Raw genomic sequence first — 20,896 nt, 5'->3', positions numbered from 1 at the left:
CCCTCCTAAACAGCAAATGCTTTTTTCATCCTTATCGTAAGTGCAAAAGACAATAGAACAGGGGGTATAACGAATGACTCCTTCATACAGCAGCCCACTTTTTTAAACCTCAGTTTCTGAAACGAATATAAGAATAATAAATTATTTGTCAATAATACATTTATTAAAATCTGCAGCCGTAACACTTTATTGGTGGATATATCCATTCTTCCTGGGCGTAAGTCAATAAATGGCTTCCTTAGCAACACCCAGAACAGTGATGCCGTCTCTGTTAATCTGATAACAATGTGAAGAGATATTTATCAATATAGGCTGCCTTTTCCTTGGATTTGTATTGCTGAATATACCGCGGATGTTCCAGGCATACCAGCTCACCGAAAAGTCTTTCCTCTTTATTGAGCTTTTCCAGAAACAACAGGTTTTTTTTCCCCAATACATACGCTTTATCCGTTTGCATACCTATTTGTATATGCTGCCTGAGGCTTTTTATCATAAAAGGTTTTACAGCGTCAAACAAAGCCCTGTCGTCATAATAGTTCGCGTTAAGCCAATTATTATTATCAGTACGCCGCAAAATGGCTAAAGGAAAAGGAGAATTGATATAAATATCATTATAAAAATTTTGAACACCTCCATAAGCTTGAATTACTTCGTATAAAAAAACCGAGGAGGGCTCGTGAGAATAAGCGCTCTTCATTTTTATACCGCAAACGGTGTCGAGCCTCTTGGTATCGGTAAAGGGAACGCCTGTAAGTCCTGCACCATGGCGGCTGGGATTGATACCCATGAGAAATTTTCGTTTCTTGTTATCGCTATAAAATTTATAATAAAATTGTGTCATTACCTCCATCGTTTCAGGATTCTCCCTGAAAGGGTTCATTACCCCGAATCCCGATGGCAATGGGCCTGTATAATGTAGCTGCCGGTTAAATGCAATGATCTTATCTGCTGCTGTTTTCAACTCTTTTTACTTTTGATAGTGGTTAATGCAGCGCCCTTGTGAGCTGCAATATGATCGGTTTTATGGCTTTTTATTTCATATTGCGGATCTTCGGGCGTAGCATGGTGCGTATAACCCTTATAGTCAAAATCACTGGTATGAACTTTAATAATAGTGCCCGAAACCCTTCCTGCTTCTGAGTTCCAGCTTACATTATCACCTACATTAAACTTTTTCATTTTTGTTCTTTTCGAGTTGGCTAATGCAATTCCTGATGTACCCCTTTTAAGTAAACGGTTGTGAATAAACGCTTATAATAAAATTAACAGTTGCTGATGAAAATTACAGACCGTTTTGCCTTTTCATGCAAATAGGTTTATGGCTGTCAACATTCTGTATAATTATCCCTGAATCTTCCGTTTACTGCTATAATGCTTTCCATAAAAATCTGCTGCCCGTCCTGAAGGATCACATATGGGTTTTTACATTCTAAATTCAGCTCCCTGATGATCCCCTCGATCCGCATCAGCCCGTTGTTATCATACAATAATCTTACACGCTCATGATTATTCAGCGTTTCCTGTAGTAATACATCAAAACTTTCACCTGGCTTTAAAGTATCTCTTTGATCCATGATCATGGCTTTTAACTGTGTATAAAAACTATTTACCCAATTGCTCGCGGCCTTCAGAAGTGAGCATTTCAAAGCTCCAGGGTGGATCGAATGTCAGTTCAATATCTGCTTCCTTACCAGGAAATTCCTTTTCCAGCGCGTTCTTCACCCCGTTTGTAATAGCCTCCCCCATCGGGCAATGGGGCGTGGAAAGCGTCATTGTAACTTTGATCTTTTCGTTACTGAAGTCTATATCATAAATAAGGCCAAGATCCATCACATTCACAAAAAGCTCAGGGTCTATTACATCGTATAAAGCATTCCGGGCTTTTATCTTATCATCATAATAAATATCAGTCAGAGAAAACTCCATTTTATTTTTTATAAAGATACGTTGCTTTAAAAAAGTGAGAGGTACGATTTTACGTCACTGGATACAGGTTGTTGGCTCCGGCTAATAGTTCATGGTTCATAGTTCATGGACAAACCCTATCAACTTTTTAAACCTTAAAACTTTTCAACTTTCCTCCGTCATCTGTCCACTTTTATGCAGCAATATTTTTGCCACATTATAACCATACAACGCTGATACAATCACCCATGATCCCAAAGCAATGCGTATCAATAAAAGATTTTGTAATACAATCGCAATTGCCAGCAACACAAGTGCCCCATTAAAAAACCAGAACTGCCATATGATCAGCCCTTCATCATATAAATGCTTGGGGAGCGGTACCTTTACCTTCCCGGACAAATGTTTGTAATGCCCGTTCCAAACAATAAACGGCAGCGTTTTAAACGTTTTGCCCACAATAATACCCGTTATCCAGCCCATAAAAAGAAAAGTGCCATATAATATGGTCCATTGCGTTCCTTTTATATACCAGATAACAGGAATCAATAATACAGATGCCGCAAGACAGAGAAAAGAAATAAAAGTATGTTTCATCAGCAGCTCTATTTTTTTTCTTACCCTGCTTTTAAAAGCATCGTACAAATACAACAGCCAACAAATAATGCCTGTTAAAACAAGCAAAGCATATACTAAAAACCTGGAGCTGCTCCCGATAAAATAGCCATCAGCCAAGAACAATATTAATCCCAGATTTTGAAAGATGAAAGCATATTTCAGGAGGTGCTCTCTTTTTGATTTTCCTAAGAGGAACATAGGCACCAGCCTGGCGCTTACGCCCGTAATGAGCTGCAGGAACCATCCGGCCAAACCCGCATGTGCGTGGAGCTTGAGTATATCAAGATGATTTTTTTCGAAAAAGGGGAAGGCCAGGTTAACAGCCAGCAGCAGTCCTGCCACTACCGTGAACAGCAACCATAATGCGGAAGCTGCAATAAATAATTTTTGAACAGAATATCGAAAACAGACCCTGCTTGTTAAAACAACGTTTAAGAAATAAAAGATGGCTGAAATCACTACCAGGGAGCCACCACTGATCATCAGCCACCCCACCCTGAAATCCCAGAATGAAAATGTGAGCAACGCCACTCCTGCCGTCAAGGTGTACCAGCTCAAAGATGCCAGCAGCGGGCTGTATAACGCTCTTTCGCAAATTACGGGCAGCAATTGATAGGCCGCTCCAAAGATGATCATGCTTCCCCACCCTAACGCAGCAATATGCACAATGGTCAACAAATGCGGGCTGAAATAGTGGCGTGTAAAACTTTCTGCACTAATAAGCATTAAAACACATAATACAGAAAACGCAACGGCCCCTCCCGCATAAAACGGAAGCACTGCACTGTTAGGAGGTGCTTTTCCTATATTAATATCTGCCATGTCGCTATAACCGGTCTTTTAATCTTTTACTGATCTTTAAAAATAAGCATCTTCACATCACCCTCATCAATATTATGAATGTGTACCGAAAAATCTTTGGCAGCCAGCTCTTCCAATAAAAAAACAGGCACTCTTTTGTGATGCACATACAAGCCATGACCCGCCGGAAGTGTTTCCAGCTCTGCCAGGATCGTTTGCATGGGCAAAGGCATTTCGAGGTCTCTTACATCTATTGTTGTTCTGTTTTCACCTAAAAAAAGAGTGCTTACCTTCTCAAAGGAAGCTGCATCGTGCATTACCACTTTTTCTGAAGGCCCGGATGTGGCTGAATTTTTTTTCTGCTTTTTTAAAAAATAGGTATGAAATTCTTTATCGCTGATGGTATCGACAAAACTCGATTCGGCCTTATCCTTTTCCAGCAGATGGATCAAAGGTGTTGGTACAAATGTGTTAATAATACAAAGTATTTTTCCGCCAGGTACTTCGTTAAACTTCCGCATAATTTCTTTAAGCGGATCGGTACCGCGCTCAATAACCGGGCGAACATCAAACCTTATCAGGTCCTCTCCGGGAGCAGCCTTCAACCAATCCGGCTTTTCCTTACCTTCAGCATTTGGCGGAACAGCAGCAGGGGCAGCCTGCTGTTCATTTCCGGAAAAACGGTATCCTAAAGGTTTCAGCACCCGTTCAAAATCTTCCACTTTGCAGCCGCCCATTTTTGCCGCTTCAGCTACCGTAACTCTTGATGCCATTACTTTTCGCAGGATGGGGTTTTTTAACCGCTTCAGCGGAGGAGCGATGGAAGCTATGGCATCAATACTGGATTTATTGTACCGGATGATGTCGGAAATTTTTGTATGAATATTAAAGTCCATTATGTTCATTTATTATACTACAAAATTATTATGCTGATGATAGAACAAATCGTCATTTCGGCTTATTATTATGGTATAAAATCCATCGAATCGCTTACGGCTCTTTCTTATGACCTTTAAAATATTTTTCCCACAATTCCAATAAGCAGTGCTGCTAAAGCTATCAGCAGAAATACTATCAATAAAGTTGGCGTAGGGAACATACTTCAATTTACATTTAATATATTAAGACCTTTTTATCTTAATTTATAATAAAAAAAACTATCCTCTTTTTAAAAGCAAGGGAGCGCTTTCCTCCCAGGTTTTAAACTGCTCTAAAGTGGCAGATCTATAAATATTGTAAAGAGCAGCCCGGGCCTCTTTATACTGGTGGTGTATGGGACAGGGATTTTTCTCTGAACAATAATCCAGCCCTACACCGCAGCCTTTGAACACTTTATCTCCATCTATTGCAATTACAATATCTGCCAAAGAACGTTTGGCATCCTTCGCCTCCATATAAAAGCCACCATAGCGGCCCTTGGATGATTGAAGGAAGCCCTGCCTGCTTAGGCCCTGTAAGATCTTTCCTATAAATAGTTCGGGGGAGCCAATATTTTCCGAGATCTCTTTGATATTTATCATCTGCCTGTTTCCGGAATGCTGAGCGATATAGATCATCGCCCTTAAAGCATATTCGCATGTTTTAGACAACATAAATAATACAGTCTTGCTGTGATCTTTTTATTACTCCCTTTAAACCAGAATAATTTCATGCAGGTTTCCGCGAAAGTAAATCGTTTTTTAAATTCAGACAAATTTATCTTAATTAAGAAAGGAAATCCAACTGTCATCCATCCGTTTTTATATCGTACAATTTGCTGGATTCCGGATGCTGGATTCCGGCTAATAGTTCATGATCAAACCCTGTCAACTTTTAAACCTTTAAACTTTTCATCTGTCATCTGTCCTCTTTCATCCCGTACATCGTACACCATACATTGTACATTAGCTGGATACTGGATGCTGGTTACAAGTTGCTGGTTGCCGGATACGGGTCGTTTTTCAAGCCTTCTACTTCCAGCAGCTAGTATAGAAAATCTATATCACCTGATTGATAAACCTTTTTGTTCCTTCTTATTAATCTTTAGATCACTTCCAACCACTATTAAACTATCTTCAAGGACCTATCAACCTTTAAACATTTCAACCTTCCTCCTGTCAACTGTCATCTGCCAACTATCATCTCTACTTCTATGGGAATATACCCAGCTCTGCATAAGAAGTAGCTACTTTATTAATAGCTACCACATAAGCAGCAGTGCGCATATCAGGGATATTTATATTGCCTTTCCATTCTTCCATAATTTCCCGGGTAGCGCCAATCATGGTTTCTTCAAGACCGCTGTAAACAAGATCTACTTCATCTGCCCCATGTTTGATAAACGACCGGTTTTTTTCGTCTACCCGCTTGCCGGTCAGTTCTTCCATTTCCTCCAATATGCGTGCATTCATATTCTCGTTAAAGCGTTTCTCCATCCTTCCATAACGAACATGGCTCAGGTTTTTCAACCATTCAAAATAAGATACGGTAACCCCTCCTGCATTCAGGTACATATCCGGCACTACCAATACGCCTTTTTGAATAAATATCTCATCAGCTTCGGGAGTTAAAGGCCCGTTTGCCGCTTCTCCTATAATTTTAGCTTTTATGCGCGGGGCATTTTCTCCATCGATCACGTTTTCCAATGCAGCGGGGATCAGGATATCGCAATCCAGTTCCAGCCCGGCTTTACTGCTTTCCAGGTTGATTGCTCCCGGAAAGTTCAGGACAGAACCGGTTCTTTTCCTGTGTGCCACCAGCTCGTGTACATTAATACCGTCGGGCTTTGAGATCGCTCCTTCATACTCTGCAATACCAACAATAACAGCCCCGTTCTCCATAAAATATTTGGCGGTATGAAAACCCACATTTCCCAATCCCTGAACTACAATACGTTTTCCTTCCACACCTGTAGCAAGCCCCCGTTTCAGCATCTCCTCCTCCATAGAGCAAACTTCTTTCAGGCCATAAAAAACGCCTAAACCTGTAGCTTCCCTTCGACCACGAACTCCTCCCTGCGAAACAGGCTTTCCTGTTACGCAACCGGCGGCATCAATATCCTGCGGGTGCATGGCAGCATAGGTATCCAGTATCCACGCCATTTCTCTTTCACCTGTACCATAATCAGGAGCAGGCACATCAACTGCAGGGCCTATAAAACTTTTTTTGATCAGCTCAGAGGTATAGCGTCTTGTAATTTTTTCAAGTTCATAAGGCGTATACTTTTTCGGGTCTATCTTTATGCCACCCTTTCCTCCGCCAAAAGGCACATTCACAATAGCACACTTGTAAGTCATTAAAGCGGCCAGCGCCATTACCTCGTCCATATTCACCGACATTGAAAAGCGAATACCGCCCTTACACGGCGTTTTGTGATGCGAGTGCTGGGCGCGATACGCTTCAATAACCTCAATAGAGCCATCCTCTTTTTTAATGGGAAAGCGCATACGGTAAACGGAGTTACAGGCACTGATCTGTTCCAGCAGCCCTTTATCCCATTTGGTGAATTCGGCTGCCTTGTGGAAGCTTTTTTTAACAGCTCCAAAAAAACTGTAATTATTATCAGACATAGTTCGGATTTTTTGAATATTGGACAAAGTTGAAATAAATCGTTATTAAAAAAGGTTAATAAATATTTATATTATATCAACGGCAAGCAGGTAGCAGAAGGAATGGCGTATAAAAGCAAAGCAATCCTATTTCATCGATCAAAAGCTAAGCCTTTGTTTCGGCGTCTTCCAGCTTTTTTACTTTTCTTTCAATCCTTATTAAATAAAGGATCAATCCCAGCAAGATGATCAGCATTACTGCTACCACCACATAAATTCTCCCGCTGCTGTACATCAGGCTTTCTTTAGCCTGGGCAAAAGCCATGACCGGAAGAAACAGTAAGAAAACGAACAAAAATCTCATTGCGCTTTTATTTAATAAAATGTTTCTCTTTGATATAATTCAATCTTATTTTGACCGTTGCAATCCAAACGCCCAGCAAGGCCCACCCGATGAAGGCAGGATATTGAATCATACGCATAGCAGGACTGGAATCTTTAAAGTTCAGGGCCGGGTTACCCTCTTGTCCGGGGTGCAGACTGGGCAAAAGCCGGGGAACTACCATAATAGTAGGAAACAGCATGGCAAAGGCAAAAATGTTATAAACAGCGCTGATGCGTGCTTTTTGATCTATGTCCTGTATAGAGCTTCTCAGAATAAAATAGGCGAAATAAATAAGGAGCGCAACAGCCGTTCCTATCAGTTTAGGTTCCCTGGCTACGGCGCTGAATGAGTCAAAAGCAGGGTTATTGGGATCAGCCCAGGTATAACTGGCCCATACCGCGCCGGTAGCGTATCCCAACAAACCAAAAACGATCCCTACCGAAGCATAGTTGCTGGCAGCAATATCGTTCTTTAAATGGCTCTTGCTTAAATAACGGATAGAATGTACCAAAGAACAGGTAAATAACACAAACATGGCAGCCCACATACCTACATGATAAAAAACATTCCGGATCGTTTCCCCGAGTACAGGAAGATTAGGTATTTTAACCAGCAAGCCGCCTACAATGGCATATACCAATAAGATCACACAGAGAATTTTCCACCATGCCTTCTTCATACTAAAAACATCAGTTTAAGTTGATAAACACAAAAGTAAGCGGAAAGTTCATAGTTTATGGGATAGGTTCATAAAACTTTTCGCAGCATTGCTGGATACTGGATAGTGGATACTGGATATTGGATATTAGATATTAGATACTGGATACTGGTTTCGATTAATGGTTCATAGCAAAATCCTGTCAACTTTTCAACCTTTAAACTTTTTTCCTCCGTCATCAGACCTCCGACTTCGGTTTTTCTGACTTCCGGACGTTCCGACTTTCATTAATCCTTCCAAAGAAAAGGGAAAAGGATGACAGAGAGCAGTCCTACCAGCAAATCAAGCGCTACCAGTAATAATATATCGCTCCACTGAAAGTTTTGACCAACAGAAAAAGCCGTGTTAGACAGCTTCATGAGCAGCATTAATTGCGGAACAATTAAAGGAAAACCCAGCACGGCCATAATCGCTGCATTTTGCCTGGCTTTGGCGGCAATGGCCGCTAAAAAAGTAAACACCATGCTTAAGCTGAAGCCACCTAAAAGCGCCAGCCCGGTAAAAGGCAGGAGCTGTTCGGCAGGATTGCCTATAAATGCTAAAAACAACAAAAGACTGATAAAGGTCATCAGCAGCATCAACAAACTGTTGAACAGCAGCTTTGCGATCATAAAATGAACCGGAGAGGTAATGGTATAAAAATATAGCATGCGGGCGCGGCTTTCCTGCATAAAACTTTTAGCTACTGCATTAATGCAGATAAATAATTGTATTACCCAGAACAAGCCGTTCCATATTTCCTTTTCCGGCTCCTGTATGGCCAGGAACAGCACAAAAATGGTAGCTCCCATATAAAGTAGGATACCATAGAAACTGTACTGCTGGCGCACTTCCAGCAATAGATCTTTTTTTAATAAGGTAATAACAGGTTTCAAAATAAATCAGAATGGGAATACGGTTAGGTTATATACTTTTCAATTATTTTTCTACTGCGTTCGCTAATACCTTCAAAGTTAACTAAAGTTTTGGTAACGGCTTCTCGTTATAGCATTTCCTGCATCTTGGTTCATACGCGTCCATTGCACCTAACATTACCTGGTCCTCATCAGGAATTTTCCGGTAAGAGTAATTAGCTATATTACCGCATTTTACGCATATAGCGTGTAATTTAGTCACATAGTCTGCTTTAGCCAGTATAGAAGGCATTTGTCCAAATGGCTGACCGGTAAAGTCCATATCAAGCCCTGCTACAATAACCCTTATACCCTGGTAAGCCAGCTCATCGCACACCTCCGGTAGGCCATCATCAAAAAACTGGGCCTCATCGATACCGATCACATCGGCTCCCTGGGCCATCAGCAATATTTTCCGCGAATTATCTACCGGGGTTGAATGTATAATATTGGTATCATGCGATACAATGTTCAGCTCATCATATCGGGTATCAATAGCCGGTTTAAAAATCTCTACTTTTAAATTGGCAAACTTCACCCTCTTAAGACGGCGTATGAGCTCCTCGGTTTTACCGCTGAACATAGAGCCGCAAATTACTTCTATCCAACCCCGCTTTTCCCCGCTTAAATTAGGTTCAATAAACATTATTACACCTGGTTTGTAGGAATAAAATTTTCCAAAATTAAGGCGTATTCACTATCAATAAAGGTATTTTATCATTGTTGCCTAAAACCTGATATCTGGCGCATACCGTTAATAACGGCTTGCCCCTTTTCTTTGAATCATTCACAAACATATTATTCCTCTCAAATTCTTCTTAATAGTTGTCCATGTGGTTATCTTTAGCAGCTATTAAATTTATTTAGCCTGACACCTGTACTGAATATTGTTTTAAACCATTTAACCTGTATGTTCAAAAAAGTTTAGCAATCTTTTTGCAGATTTAATAGTTTCAGCCTGAAAGCTTTAATCTTTGATGTGTATAGTCTGCTGCAAATTATAACATTTGGATAAGGCGTATAGGTATTGTTTTTGCGCAATGAACAGATACAAAACAGATAATATCCTGTTTACTGCTGTATTTATAAAAAAAAATAATGGACAGAATAAAGAGTTTGATTGAAAAGCTGAATATGCAGTCTGAACAAAATGCCGCTCTCGGCCAGTTATTAACCACCGTTCAAATGCTTCAAAACGAAATTGCCGGTACTATCAAAGAGGTTGAAGTGTTAGGAACAAGCAGGATTTCGGTAATAGTGCCTAACGCTCAACCCATTCCAGGAAAGAGCACCTCAAATGAAAATATAGCGCCCGATGAGGAGGAAAAAGAATACTTTGAGCTGGTGGTTGATGTCATGGATGAAGAAGATCAGGAGATCAGTACAACAAGCGATATTCCCAGTTATGAAGAGCTCATGAAACTGAAAAATGAACAGGATCAACAACAGGCCACACTTAATTTTGAACAAGCTGATGATCTTCCCACTCTTTCAAGGCAAAATAAGCCCGTAGTCAAAGCTGTCAAGCAGTCCGCATCACCGCGGGCAGGCAAAAATGCAGTTAAAGACTTAAAAAAAGCGATCAATGCGCAGGACAAGATAGCGTATGTTAAAGAACTTTTCAGAGGAGATGAGGTAATGTTTGAGCGAAGCATCAGCACCATTAATAACTTCAGTACTTTGAATGAAGCCGAATACTGGATACAGCGTGAGCTGAAAACAAAAAACGGCTGGCTCATAGGCCACCCGGTAGTGCAGCAGTTTGAACAATTGATCAAAAGGAGATTTGCTTAAGCCAGCCCAGGATTTTGTGAGTAGCGCCGGTATTTTCTGCTACAAACTTTCCTGCATTGGAACTGTACTCCTGTAAGACATTTTCATTATTTAATAGTTTACAAAAAACATCAATTAATTCATTACTAGTATTATATGTAAAACCACCTTCATTTTTTATTAATCCAACAGCTTCTGCAAATTTTTTATAATTAGGACCGAAAATCACCGGTTTATTGTACACTGCCGCTTCCAAAGTATTATGTATCCCGGATTTATTGAAGCCACCCCCTATATAGCTGATTGTGCTATAGTTATACAACCTGGACAACATGCCGACATTATCAATGATCAATACATTGCCTCCCGGTAACATTTCGTTTTCCAATGATTTTCCAGCTATTTCAGAATAAAAAGCAGCAGCAGGGAAAATACTGCTTAAAAATTTAAGATGACCATCTTTAATTTCATGAGGAGCAATAATTAATAAAATTTCATTTATACTATTAATTAATTTTTGCAGGTTCATTTCATCCTCTGGCCAGGTACTTCCTGCCACTACAACTTTTTTACCTGCTGCAAATTTTTCAATAGCCGGTATAGGTTCAAAAGCTGTAGCAATGGCAGTCACTCTGTCGAACCGCGTATCGCCTGCCAGGGTAACTACATGGGCAGGAAGAATGGATTGAAGACGTTCCAGGCTTTCCTCATTTTGTACAAAAAGGTGGCTGAAAAAGTGCAGCATCTTCCGGTGCAGGCTGCCGTACCATTTAAAGAAAACAGCATCTTTTCTGAAGATAGCGGATATCAGGATAACCGGCATCTTTTTTTTGTAGAGCTGTGAAAGATAATTGTACCAATATTCATATTTTACAAAAAGAACCAACGCAGGATTTACGATCTCCAGGAACCTTTTTACGTTAGCTTTTGTATCCAGCGGCAGGTAAAAAATCCAGTCGGCACCGGAATAATTTTTTCTTATTTCATATCCTGAAGGAGAAAAAAAAGTCAACAATATTTTATGAGCAGGATATTCTTCTTTCAGCTTTTCCAGAACCGGCCGGCCCTGCTCAAATTCTCCGAGAGAAGCGCAATGCATCCAGATAACCGGCTCACCGTTATTGCCCATAGCACTTTCGAGCCGGGTTAAAATATTCTTCCTGCCACGAACCCACAGCTGCGCTTTCTTATTAAATAACGATGCCAGGTGTATGGCGCCGGCATAAACTCTTAAAAATATATTATAGATAATAACATCCACGGTAAAATGGTTTTGGCAAAAGTAAAGCGTATTGCTTTTTATTTTATTACTTTTGTTCACTTCAAAATACAAAGAAATATCCATGCACCCTATACAAATGGTTGATACCCATACCCAATATCTGAATATTAAGGAAGAAATCGATAAAGCAGTGCTGGATGTAATGGACAGCAGCGCTTTTATTAACGGGCCTGCTGTAAAGGAATTTTCCCAAAACCTTTCGGCTTACCTCGGCGCAACGCATGTAATACCCTGTGCTAACGGAACCGATGCCCTTCAGATCGCCCTGATGGCACTAGGACTTCAGCCGGGAGATGAGGTGATCACTCCTTCATTCACTTATATTGCTACCACCGAAGTTGTGGCTTTGCTGAAACTGAAACCGGTTTTTGTGGAAGTAGACAAAGCTACTTTCTGTATAGATGTGCAGGACCTGGAAAAGAAGATCACTCCCAAAACAAAAGCGATCGTGCCGGTGCATCTTTACGGACAGGCCGCTGATATGGAAGCTATCATGTCTGTAGCCCATAAACACCATTTATTAGTAATAGAAGATAATGCCCAGGCCATTGGCGCTTCCTTCACATTTTCTGACGGAACAGTAAAAAAAACCGGTACGATAGGGCATATTGGCTGCACCTCTTTTTATCCAAGCAAAAACCTGGGAGCATTTGGAGATGGTGGTGCTATTTGTACCAATGACCCTGAGCTGGCTGCAAAAATGCAGATGATCGCTAACCACGGCCAAAGCAAAAGATATTACCACGATGTGGTGGGTTGTAACAGCAGGCTCGACAGTATACAGGCTGCGATTCTCAACGTCAAACTCAAACACCTGGATGAGTATAATGCGGCAAGGCAGGATGTAGCGGCCTTTTATAATCAGGCATTCATTAACAATGAAAAGATCATAACCCCAACAATAGCTTCAAATGCTACGCACGTGTATCACCAATACACACTTATTCTAAATGATGTAGACAGGGACGGTCTGTCTGCCTTCCTGGCAGAAAAAAAGATCCCGTCTATGATCTATTACCCTGTTCCGGGCCACAGGCAAAAAATGTTCGGGCAGTTTGATACAGAAGCGCAGGAATTGCCGGTAACCGACTGGTTAACCGAAAGGGTTATTTCTTTGCCTGTTCATACCGAAATGACCCGGGAGCAATTGGAGTACATCACTACTTCCGTTTTAGCCTTTGTAAACCGATAATTGCGGATGTTTACCCGGTTAGTAGAAAAAAAGACCAAGATGGCCGTTATCGGCCTGGGTTATGTAGGGCTGCCGGTAGCTTTGGCTTTTGCTAAAAAGGTACCGGTAATTGGCTTTGACATTAATGAAGAACGTATAGCCATGATGCGCAAAGGCATAGATCCGGGTAAAGAGCTTGAAGCCGCAGCCTTTGAAAACTGCGATATTGTTTTTACCAGTTCCCTGGAGGTTTTGAAAGAGGCCGGCTTTTATATTGTAGCCGTTCCTACACCGGTTGACAGCAAGAATATACCTGATCTGGGCCCCGTTTTAAAAGCCTCGCAAACCATAGGTAAAGTGATCAAAAAGGGAGACTATGTCGTTTTTGAGTCAACCGTTTACCCCGGCTGTACCGAAGAAAATTGTTTACCGGTGATCGAAAGCGTATCAGGCCTGAAAAACAAGCGCGATTTTAAATTGGGTTATTCCCCGGAACGTATCAACCCCGGCGACAAAGTACACACCATTACCAATATTGTAAAGGTGGTATCGGGCTGTGATGCAGAGGCGCTTGAAAATATAGCGCAGGTGTACGAGCTGATTGTGGCGGCAGGAGTGCATAAAGCAGCATCTATCAAAATTGCAGAAGCCGCTAAAATTGTAGAGAATACCCAACGCGACCTGAACATTGCGTTTATGAACGAACTGTCCATGATATTTGATAAAATGGAGATCAACACTTTTGAAGTACTGGAAGCTGCCGGTACCAAGTGGAATTTCCTGCAATTCAGGCCCGGACTGGTAGGAGGACACTGTACCGGCGTAGACCCCTATTATCTTTCCTATAAAGCAGAACGATCAGGGCATAAAGCACAACTGATTCTGGCCGGGAGAAATATCAATGATTCGATGTCTGGGTACGTGGCTGAAAAGGTGGTAACGCATATCGTCAGGTCCGGGACCCACGCAAAACAGGCCAAGGTATTGATAATGGGCGCCACATTTAAAGAAAACGTCAGCGATATCAGGAACAGCAAAGTCGCTGATATTGTAAAAGCCCTGCAGGATTTGTCAGTAAATGTGGAGGTGAATGATCCGTATGCCGGGTCAGATGAGCTTAGGAAAGAATATGGAATCGATCTGGTAAAAAATATTGCATCGGATTATGATGCGGTCATTATAGCTGTAGCTCACAAAGATTATTTATCGCTCGATGATCCTTATTTTTGCTCCATTACAAAAGAAAGAGCGCTTATTGCAGACCTGAAAGGTATTTATCGGAATAAAATTATCAACAGAAAATATTATAGTTTATAGTATGCCATTTACATCCACCGGAATAGAAGGTTTGCTGATTTTTGAGCCAAGGGTGTTTGAAGACAGCCGCGGATATTTCTTCGAAGCTTATAACAAATCGGTTTTTGAGGCTGAAGGATTAACTTACGGTTTCGTTCAGGACAACCAGTCCTTTTCACAATACGGGACCATACGGGGCCTGCATTACCAGCAAGCCCCGTACGCCCAGTGCAAATTAGTAAGGGTTTTGCAGGGAAAGATCCTGGATATAGCAGTGGATATCAGGAAAGCTTCTCCAACTTATGGTAAGGTCTTTAGTATTGAGCTGACCTCTGAAAATAAAAAGCAGCTATTGATACCGGCAGGTTTCGCTCATGGATTTTCTGTTTTAAGCGAAACAGCTATGGTCATGTATAAATGTGATGCGCTCTATAATAAAGAAAGCGAAGGGGGTATCATTTATAATGACCCCGATTTAGCTATTGACTGGCAGTTACCGGATGAAGCAGCTATAGTATCAGATAAAGACCTGCTGCTGCCTACATTAGCGGCTTGCAAAAATAATTTTTAGGATAATGATGGCACCCCAAAAAATAGTAGTTACCGGGAGTAACGGGCAGCTGGGCTCTGAAATAAGGGAATTAGCAAACAGCTACCCGGGATATATGTTCCTGTTCACAGATAAAGAAGAGCTTTCGATTATAGATGAGAAAGCAGTGAATACATTTTTCGACGAGCATCAACCTGCATTTTGCATCAACTGTGCGGCATATACCGCTGTTGATAAAGCAGAAGATACTGCCGAGCGGCCCCTCGTGGAAGCACTAAATGCAGATGCAGCAGGTTACCTGGCCAAAGCCTGTGCCCGGCATCATACAAAATTCATACACGTTTCTACCGACTATGTTTTTGATGGTAATTATACAATTCCCTATAAAGAAACTGATGTTACAGAACCTGTTAGTGTGTACGGAATCACAAAGCTCAGGGGAGAGCAGCTGGTAATGGCCCACACAGATGCTATCATTGTACGTACAGCCTGGGTATACTCTTCCTATGGGAAAAATTTTGTAAAAACGATGCTGCAGCTTATGCAGAGCAAGCCCCGCATAAGTGTGGTAAGCGACCAGTATGGCACACCAACCTATGCCGCTGACCTGGCTGCTGCGATTATGCAGATCATAGCCTCAGGCAAATGGCATCCGGGTATTTACCATTATACCAATGAAGGAAAAATCAGCTGGTACGAATTTGCTTTGGCTATAAAAGAGATTACGGGTGCAGCCAGCGAAGTAAAAGCTATACCAACAAGCGAATATCCCACGCCAGCAAAAAGGCCTGCATGGAGCGTTCTTGACAAATCGAAGATCAGGGAAGTATATTCGATAGTCATTCCCGGCTGGAGAAAAAGCCTCGAAGCCTGTATCAGCAAAATCTCATAGATTCAACAAAGCCAGGGCTTTGTTGTTTTATATTATATCTTTTACGTATAATATTTTCAGATGATATATTCTACAATGAAGCGTTTATTGCTGTCCGTTTTTTTGGTGCCTGCTGCTTTATTTGTGATAGCACAGGATTCTACAGCCATACAATTTTCATTTGATCATAAAAGGATCAACCAAAACGAAGCGACATTAACTATTACGGCACGGGTTATAAAGCCCGGTATCGATTTATTCGCCCTTCAGAAATCGCCGGACGATATCGTATTTTCACAGGTTAGCTTTGACAGCTCGGCAGCACCCTACCTGAAGGGAGCTATTGTTGAAAAAGGTCATGTTCAGATCAAGTCCGATCCTGTACTTTCCCTTAATGTAGCCTATATTAATGATTCCGTTCAATGGATACAGCACCTGGATATTCCTGAAACCGACACTGTTCTAATTAAAGGTAAGGTTGCCTATATGTACCATGCAGGCGAAGAATACCCTTCTGCTGAGGAAGATTTCAGGGTAGTGATTGAGCCTGACAATAACGCGGTAACAGTGACTGAAGGAACGGGTGCAGCTGGTGGAACTGATGGCAAAAGCGAATCTTTATGGTGGATATTCCTCGGCGCATTTGGCGGTGGCTTACTGGCATTGCTTACTCCATGCGTTTATTCCATGATACCTGTTACCGTTAGCTTCTTCACAAAAAGGAGTACCAACAAACAGGAAGGAATTAAGAATGCGCTCGTTTATTCCCTTTCCATCATTATTATATTTACTTTGCTCGGCTTTTTAATTACCCTCATATTTGGCCCTGCGGCTTTAAATAATCTTTCTACAAACTGGATCGCCAACCTCGTGTTCTTTGCCATTTTTGTAATATTCGGCATCTCGTTTCTGGGAGCCTTCGAGATACAGTTGCCCAGCTCATGGTCCACCAAAGCCGATAGCAAAGCCGGTACCGGCAGCTTCTGGGGTATTTTCTTTATGGCGTTAACGCTTGTAATTGTATCTTTTTCCTGCACAGGCCCAATTATAGGGAATCTGCTGGTATTGGCGTCCAGGGGTAGCTATTGGGGACCCTTAATAGGTATGTTTGGCTTTTCGCTGGCGCTTGCCTTACCCTTTGCGCTGTTTGCCTTCTTTCCAAGTAAATTAAATGTTTTAGGAAAAGCTGGTGGCTGGCTGAATACTATTAAAGTTACACTGGGCTTCCTGGAACTGGCTTTAGCCTTAAAGTTCCTGTCCAATGCCGACCTTGTAAAAAACTGGCGCATATTAGACCGGGAAGTGTTCATCGTTCTATGGATCGTGATCTTCTTTTTGTTAGGGCTGTATTTACTAGGAAAGCTGAAATTCAGGCACGATGATGAATTGCCTAAAAATGATTTTGGTATCCCCTACCTGTCTGTTACCCGTTTGTTTTTTGCTATAGCTGCCTTATCAATGGTCGTATATTTAACACCAGGCTTATGGGGCGCCCCTCTTAAAGGGTTAGGGGCCTTTTTACCGCCTATGGGTACACAGGATTTTAATGCAGATGACCTGCCTAAGGGATTTGATATTTCCAGGCTGACTCATAGCAAGGCAGCAAGTGCAGTAGATGACGGGGAAGCGCTGCCGCACCCTGTAAAGTACGCAGATGCCATGAAAAAGAATGAGCCGGATGTAGTAGTGAACAATGGTATGATCACCTATTTTGATTATAATGAGGCATTAGAGGTAGCCCGCAAACTGAAAAAGCCATTAATGCTCGATTTTACAGGGATCAATTGTATCAATTGCAGGAAAATGGAAACGCAGGTATGGAGTGATCCGGAGGTGATGAAGCTCTTAAAAGAGGAGTTTGTAATTGCATCTTTATTTGTAGATGTACATGATGCCAGTGTTGCCTTACCTGTGGGAGAGCAGTTTTACTCAAAAGACTTAGGAAAAGAGGTAGAAACTTTAGGAGATTTGAATACACATTTGCAGGTAAGCCGATACGGCAGCAACTCACAACCCAACTATTTCTTTTTGGATGGGGATGAAGAACGCCTGATACCTACAGGCTATGGTTATAACCCGGCAAAAGGAATTAAAGAATTCAAAGACTGGTTGCAAAAAGCCCTGGATGAATATAAAAAAAGACAGTAATTACTGTTTTATTTCTTTTATCATCGTCAGCAGCATTTTAAATGCGGTAGTCGCATACACGGCATGCGGGATATTAGCGGGCAAAATGATCATTTCCCCGGCATTTACATCATAAGGCGCTCCGGCTATATGGATTTTAGCTATACCATCCAGTACCTGCAGCACAGCATCAAACGGAGCAGAATGCTCGCTAAGCTGCTGCCCTTCGGCAAAAGCAAACAAGGTAATATTACCTGCTTTATTCTTAACAATCTGCTGGCTGACAATACTGTTTTTTACATAACTGATCTCTTCGGCTGGCGCAAATACTGTAGATCTGCCTGTGGGTGTGCTCATTTTATATTCAATTATTTTTTAGTCAACAAATCAGTAAGTAGCAATCAGTTCTCCGTCCCGTACCAGGTCAAGTCCTTTTTTATCCGATGCTTCTACCCTGCCTATTACCTGCGCTTCTATGCCAAAAGATTGGGCTACAGCGATCATAGCCGCTGCATCCGCTTCATGGGTATATATTTCGAGGCGCGTACCCATATTAAATACCTGGTACATTTCTTTATCATCGGCGCCGCTGGCTTCTTTGATAATATCAAAAACCACCGGTGGTGCGAACAGGTTATCTTTAACGATCTTCACATTATCCGGTACATATTTCAGGCACTTGGTCTGGCCGCCGCCGCTACAATGGATCAATCCGTTAATAGCCTCAAAATGCGTTTCCAACAAAGCTTTCATAACAGGAGCAAAAGTTCGGGTAGGACTTAAAACCAGCTTACCTACTGAGGTTTCTGTTCCATCAACAGTAATCCTGTCCGTCATCCTGTATTTACCAATGTACACTACATCATCGCTCAAAGAGGGCTCGTAGGTTTCAGGAAAACTCTCAGCATAATATTTATTGAGCACATCGTGCCTGGCACTCGTTAACCCGTTGCTGGCAAGCCCGCTGTTATAGTCTGTTTCATAACCGGCCTTCCCGAAAGATGCCAGCCCCACGATCACGTTGCCCGGTGCTATTTTTTCGTTAGTAACTACTTTATTTTTAGGCCAGCGGGCTACCATAGTACCATTTACCGCTATGGTGCGCACCACATCGCCTACATCGGCTGTTTCGCCACCCATAAAGGTAATGTTCACCCCGTAATTTTTCATGGTGTCAAAAAACTGCTGGCTCCCATTGATCACTTCGCTCAGCACTTCGGCCGGTATCAGGGTTTTATTCCGGTCAATGGTAGAAGAAAAAGCGAGCTGATCATAAATACCTACGCAAAGCAGATCATCGAGGTTCATTACAATTGCATCCTGGGCAATACCGCGCCACACACTGGCGTCCCCGGTTTCTTTCCAGTACAGGTAAGCCAGGATACTTTTAGTACCCGCCCCATCTGCGTGCATTACATTCACCCAAGCAGCATCACCTACCAGTACATCGGGATAAATTTTGCAAAATGCATTTGCAAATAAGCCCTTATCCAGGTTTTTCACGGCTTCATGCACTTCTTCTTTCTGGGCAGATACGCCCCTTTTGGAGTATAAAGACATTTTGTTTTTTTATGAAATCAACAGTTCAGCAGCCCTCATCTTTCTTGTGTCACACATTGCATGATCCCGTACAAATCCCAGGCTGCAAAAACGACTGCTATTAAACCGCCGCGAAGATAGAACAATTCAACAGACGTATAAGGTTTTTGAAACATTATAGGTCTGCATTACTTTTGCGCCTAATGAAAATTCATTACGATATCAACAATCTGCCTTCCTTCAAAAATGCCGTTATTACCATCGGTACTTTTGATGGTGTTCACGAAGGACATAAAAAAATCATCAGCCAGCTCATCCAAACTGCCCGCGATGCAGGCGGAGAATCGGTCATCATCACTTTTCACCCTCACCCGCGTAAAGTGGTTTCTTCTTCCATTTTAGGCATCCGCCTTATTAATACGTTAAGTGAAAAAACGGAATTACTGGAAAAACTGGGCGTTGATCACCTTGTAGTAACACCTTTTACCGAGGTATTTGCCCACCAGGAGCCGGAAGATTATTTAAAAAATTTTTTAATAGAGAAGTTCCATCCACATACCATTATTATCGGTTATGATCACCGTTTTGGCAAAAACCGCAAAGGTAATTACAAACTACTGGAAGCCTGGCAGGATAAATATCATTATCATTTAAAGGAGATACCCAAACACATTCTAGATCATATAGGCATCAGCTCTACCAAAATCCGGGAAGCGATATTGAACGGGGATGCTGCTACCAGCAATCACCTTTTGGGTTATTGCTTCTTTTTTGAAGGAGAAGTCGTACACGGCGATAAACTGGGCAGGGAGCTGGGCTATCCGACTGCTAATTTAAAAGTACGGAACGAAGAAAAGATCATCCCGGGAGATGGTATATATGCAGTTTACGCATCTTTAAAAAATAAAGATGGCAGTTATGAACCACTGATGAAAGGTATGATGAGTATTGGCTTTCGCCCGACTGTAGACGGTAAAAAAAGAGTGATCGAGGTAAATCTTTTCGACTTTCACAATGAAATTTACGGCAGAACATTGCGGGTATATGTAAAGCAATTTTTACGTGGCGAAAAAAAATTTAATAACCTGGAAGCGCTGGTCAAAAAGATTGATGATGATAAAGTGGAGAGCTTAAGGGTATTATAGTACTACGAATAAAGAAATTAGTTACAAAATAAAAATAGTTTTCATTTTGAAAACTATTTTTATTTTGCAGGTTGACATATTGGAAGTTATTAAAGATAAAATGCAGGAACAGGAGCTTAAAAACAAAGATATAGCACCTATTATCGGCAGCAAAGGGCATGTATCTTCTATTTTGTCGGGGGAGAAGAGAGATAACCTTAAAAATGGCACAACGACTCAGAGATTTTTTCAACATACCAGCCGAATTATTTTTACAAGCCTAATATTAAACGCCCGAACTTAGGTAAATTGATCC

The 20,896-nt window shown here is 41.6% G+C and carries 23 protein-coding genes; 8 read left to right on the top strand and 15 right to left on the bottom strand.

Features of this window, described 5'->3' with window-relative positions; translation table 11 throughout:
• Positions 1 to 271: 271 nt before the first annotated feature.
• The 12 genes from ACYVBM_RS16870 to ACYVBM_RS16815 all read right to left on the bottom strand — a co-directional run bounded on the left by ACYVBM_RS16870 (position 272) and on the right by ACYVBM_RS16815 (position 9,493).
• Complete coding sequence (locus tag ACYVBM_RS16870; protein ID WP_460686867.1) at positions 272 to 961, bottom strand: SMUG2 DNA glycosylase family protein; 690 nt, start codon at positions 959 to 961, stop codon at positions 272 to 274.
• Complete coding sequence (locus ACYVBM_RS16865) at positions 958 to 1,179, bottom strand: hypervirulence associated TUDOR domain-containing protein (protein WP_460686866.1); 222 nt, start codon at positions 1,177 to 1,179, stop codon at positions 958 to 960. The genes ACYVBM_RS16870 and ACYVBM_RS16865 overlap by 4 nt, the downstream gene beginning before the upstream one ends.
• Before the next feature lie 146 nt (positions 1,180 to 1,325).
• On the bottom strand, positions 1,326 to 1,574 hold the full coding sequence (locus ACYVBM_RS16860) for a hypothetical protein (RefSeq protein WP_460686865.1): 249 nt from the start codon (positions 1,572 to 1,574) through the stop codon (positions 1,326 to 1,328).
• Between the two features lie 28 nt (positions 1,575 to 1,602).
• On the bottom strand, positions 1,603 to 1,926 hold the full coding sequence (locus ACYVBM_RS16855; RefSeq protein ID WP_460686864.1) for a metal-sulfur cluster assembly factor: 324 nt from the start codon (positions 1,924 to 1,926) through the stop codon (positions 1,603 to 1,605).
• Between the two features lie 144 nt (positions 1,927 to 2,070).
• Positions 2,071 to 3,345 (bottom strand): hypothetical protein, encoded by a 1,275-nt coding sequence (locus tag ACYVBM_RS16850; RefSeq protein ID WP_460686863.1) that lies wholly within the window; start codon positions 3,343 to 3,345, stop codon positions 2,071 to 2,073.
• A 26-nt stretch (positions 3,346 to 3,371) separates the two neighbouring features.
• The gene (locus tag ACYVBM_RS16845; protein WP_460686862.1) at positions 3,372 to 4,220 is read right to left on the bottom strand and encodes a DUF2249 domain-containing protein; all 849 of its coding nucleotides are present in this window, start codon (positions 4,218 to 4,220) and stop codon (positions 3,372 to 3,374) included.
• Between the two features lie 261 nt (positions 4,221 to 4,481).
• Positions 4,482 to 4,916, bottom strand: a complete 435-nt coding sequence (locus ACYVBM_RS16840) for an RrF2 family transcriptional regulator (protein WP_460686861.1) — start codon at positions 4,914 to 4,916, stop codon at positions 4,482 to 4,484.
• A 537-nt stretch (positions 4,917 to 5,453) separates the two neighbouring features.
• The gene (locus ACYVBM_RS16835; RefSeq protein ID WP_460686860.1) at positions 5,454 to 6,872 is read right to left on the bottom strand and encodes a Glu/Leu/Phe/Val family dehydrogenase; all 1,419 of its coding nucleotides are present in this window, start codon (positions 6,870 to 6,872) and stop codon (positions 5,454 to 5,456) included.
• Positions 6,873 to 7,017: 145 nt separating this feature from the next.
• Entirely contained in the window at positions 7,018 to 7,215 is a 198-nt protein-coding gene (locus tag ACYVBM_RS16830; RefSeq protein WP_460686859.1) for a CcmD family protein, read from the bottom strand.
• 7 nt (positions 7,216 to 7,222) lie between these two features.
• A complete protein-coding gene (locus tag ACYVBM_RS16825) occupies positions 7,223 to 7,915 on the bottom strand; it encodes an ABC transporter permease (RefSeq protein ID WP_460686858.1) in 693 nt (230 codons plus the stop codon).
• A gap of 266 nt (positions 7,916 to 8,181) precedes the next feature.
• Entirely contained in the window at positions 8,182 to 8,829 is a 648-nt protein-coding gene (locus ACYVBM_RS16820) for a heme exporter protein CcmB (protein ID WP_460686857.1), read from the bottom strand.
• 82 nt (positions 8,830 to 8,911) lie between these two features.
• Positions 8,912 to 9,493 (bottom strand): thymidine kinase, encoded by a 582-nt coding sequence (locus tag ACYVBM_RS16815; RefSeq protein WP_460686856.1) that lies wholly within the window; start codon positions 9,491 to 9,493, stop codon positions 8,912 to 8,914.
• Between the two features lie 452 nt (positions 9,494 to 9,945).
• Between ACYVBM_RS16815 and ACYVBM_RS16810 the strand changes: the two genes are divergently transcribed.
• Positions 9,946 to 10,641: a hypothetical protein gene (locus ACYVBM_RS16810; protein ID WP_460686855.1), complete on the top strand. Its 696-nt coding sequence runs from the start codon at positions 9,946 to 9,948 to the stop codon at positions 10,639 to 10,641.
• On the opposite strand, the gene ACYVBM_RS16805 is transcribed toward ACYVBM_RS16810, so the two are convergent.
• The gene (locus tag ACYVBM_RS16805) at positions 10,622 to 11,965 is read right to left on the bottom strand and encodes a 3-deoxy-D-manno-octulosonic acid transferase (RefSeq protein ID WP_460686854.1); all 1,344 of its coding nucleotides are present in this window, start codon (positions 11,963 to 11,965) and stop codon (positions 10,622 to 10,624) included. The genes ACYVBM_RS16810 and ACYVBM_RS16805 overlap by 20 nt on opposite strands.
• On the opposite strand from ACYVBM_RS16805, the gene ACYVBM_RS16800 reads away from it, so the two are divergent.
• The 5 genes from ACYVBM_RS16800 to ACYVBM_RS16780 are packed head-to-tail and all read left to right on the top strand — an operon-like array spanning position 11,964 to position 17,938.
• Positions 11,964 to 13,094, top strand: a complete 1,131-nt coding sequence (locus tag ACYVBM_RS16800) for a DegT/DnrJ/EryC1/StrS family aminotransferase (RefSeq protein WP_460686853.1) — start codon at positions 11,964 to 11,966, stop codon at positions 13,092 to 13,094. The two genes, ACYVBM_RS16805 and ACYVBM_RS16800, sit on opposite strands and share 2 nt — an antisense overlap.
• 6 nt (positions 13,095 to 13,100) lie before the next feature.
• Positions 13,101 to 14,390, top strand: coding sequence for a nucleotide sugar dehydrogenase (locus ACYVBM_RS16795; protein ID WP_460686852.1), 1,290 nt, complete (start codon positions 13,101 to 13,103; stop codon positions 14,388 to 14,390).
• A gap of 1 nt (position 14,391) precedes the next feature.
• A complete protein-coding gene (gene rfbC, locus ACYVBM_RS16790) occupies positions 14,392 to 14,940 on the top strand; it encodes a dTDP-4-dehydrorhamnose 3,5-epimerase (protein WP_460686851.1) in 549 nt (182 codons plus the stop codon).
• Between the two features lie 4 nt (positions 14,941 to 14,944).
• Positions 14,945 to 15,811, top strand: coding sequence for a dTDP-4-dehydrorhamnose reductase (rfbD, locus tag ACYVBM_RS16785; protein WP_460686850.1), 867 nt, complete (start codon positions 14,945 to 14,947; stop codon positions 15,809 to 15,811).
• A 60-nt stretch (positions 15,812 to 15,871) separates the two neighbouring features.
• Positions 15,872 to 17,938, top strand: coding sequence for a protein-disulfide reductase DsbD family protein (locus ACYVBM_RS16780; RefSeq protein WP_460686849.1), 2,067 nt, complete (start codon positions 15,872 to 15,874; stop codon positions 17,936 to 17,938).
• On the opposite strand, the gene ACYVBM_RS16775 is transcribed toward ACYVBM_RS16780, so the two are convergent.
• A complete protein-coding gene (locus ACYVBM_RS16775) occupies positions 17,939 to 18,274 on the bottom strand; it encodes a cupin domain-containing protein (RefSeq protein ID WP_460686848.1) in 336 nt (111 codons plus the stop codon).
• A gap of 30 nt (positions 18,275 to 18,304) precedes the next feature.
• Complete coding sequence (locus tag ACYVBM_RS16770; protein ID WP_460686847.1) at positions 18,305 to 19,477, bottom strand: AIR synthase related protein; 1,173 nt, start codon at positions 19,475 to 19,477, stop codon at positions 18,305 to 18,307.
• A 182-nt stretch (positions 19,478 to 19,659) separates the two neighbouring features.
• On the opposite strand from ACYVBM_RS16770, the gene ACYVBM_RS16765 reads away from it, so the two are divergent.
• Positions 19,660 to 20,601 carry a bifunctional riboflavin kinase/FAD synthetase gene (locus ACYVBM_RS16765; protein WP_460686846.1) on the top strand — a complete coding sequence of 314 codons (942 nt, stop codon included), beginning with the start codon at positions 19,660 to 19,662 and terminating at the stop codon, positions 20,599 to 20,601.
• Positions 20,602 to 20,647: 46 nt separating this feature from the next.
• Positions 20,648 to 20,884, top strand: a complete 237-nt coding sequence (locus tag ACYVBM_RS16760) for a hypothetical protein (RefSeq protein WP_460686845.1) — start codon at positions 20,648 to 20,650, stop codon at positions 20,882 to 20,884.
• Positions 20,885 to 20,896: the final 12 nt, after the last annotated feature.

It is taken from the genome of Niabella aquatica, from assembly GCF_054779315.1.
This window is presented reverse-complemented; position numbering and strand designations above follow the sequence as displayed.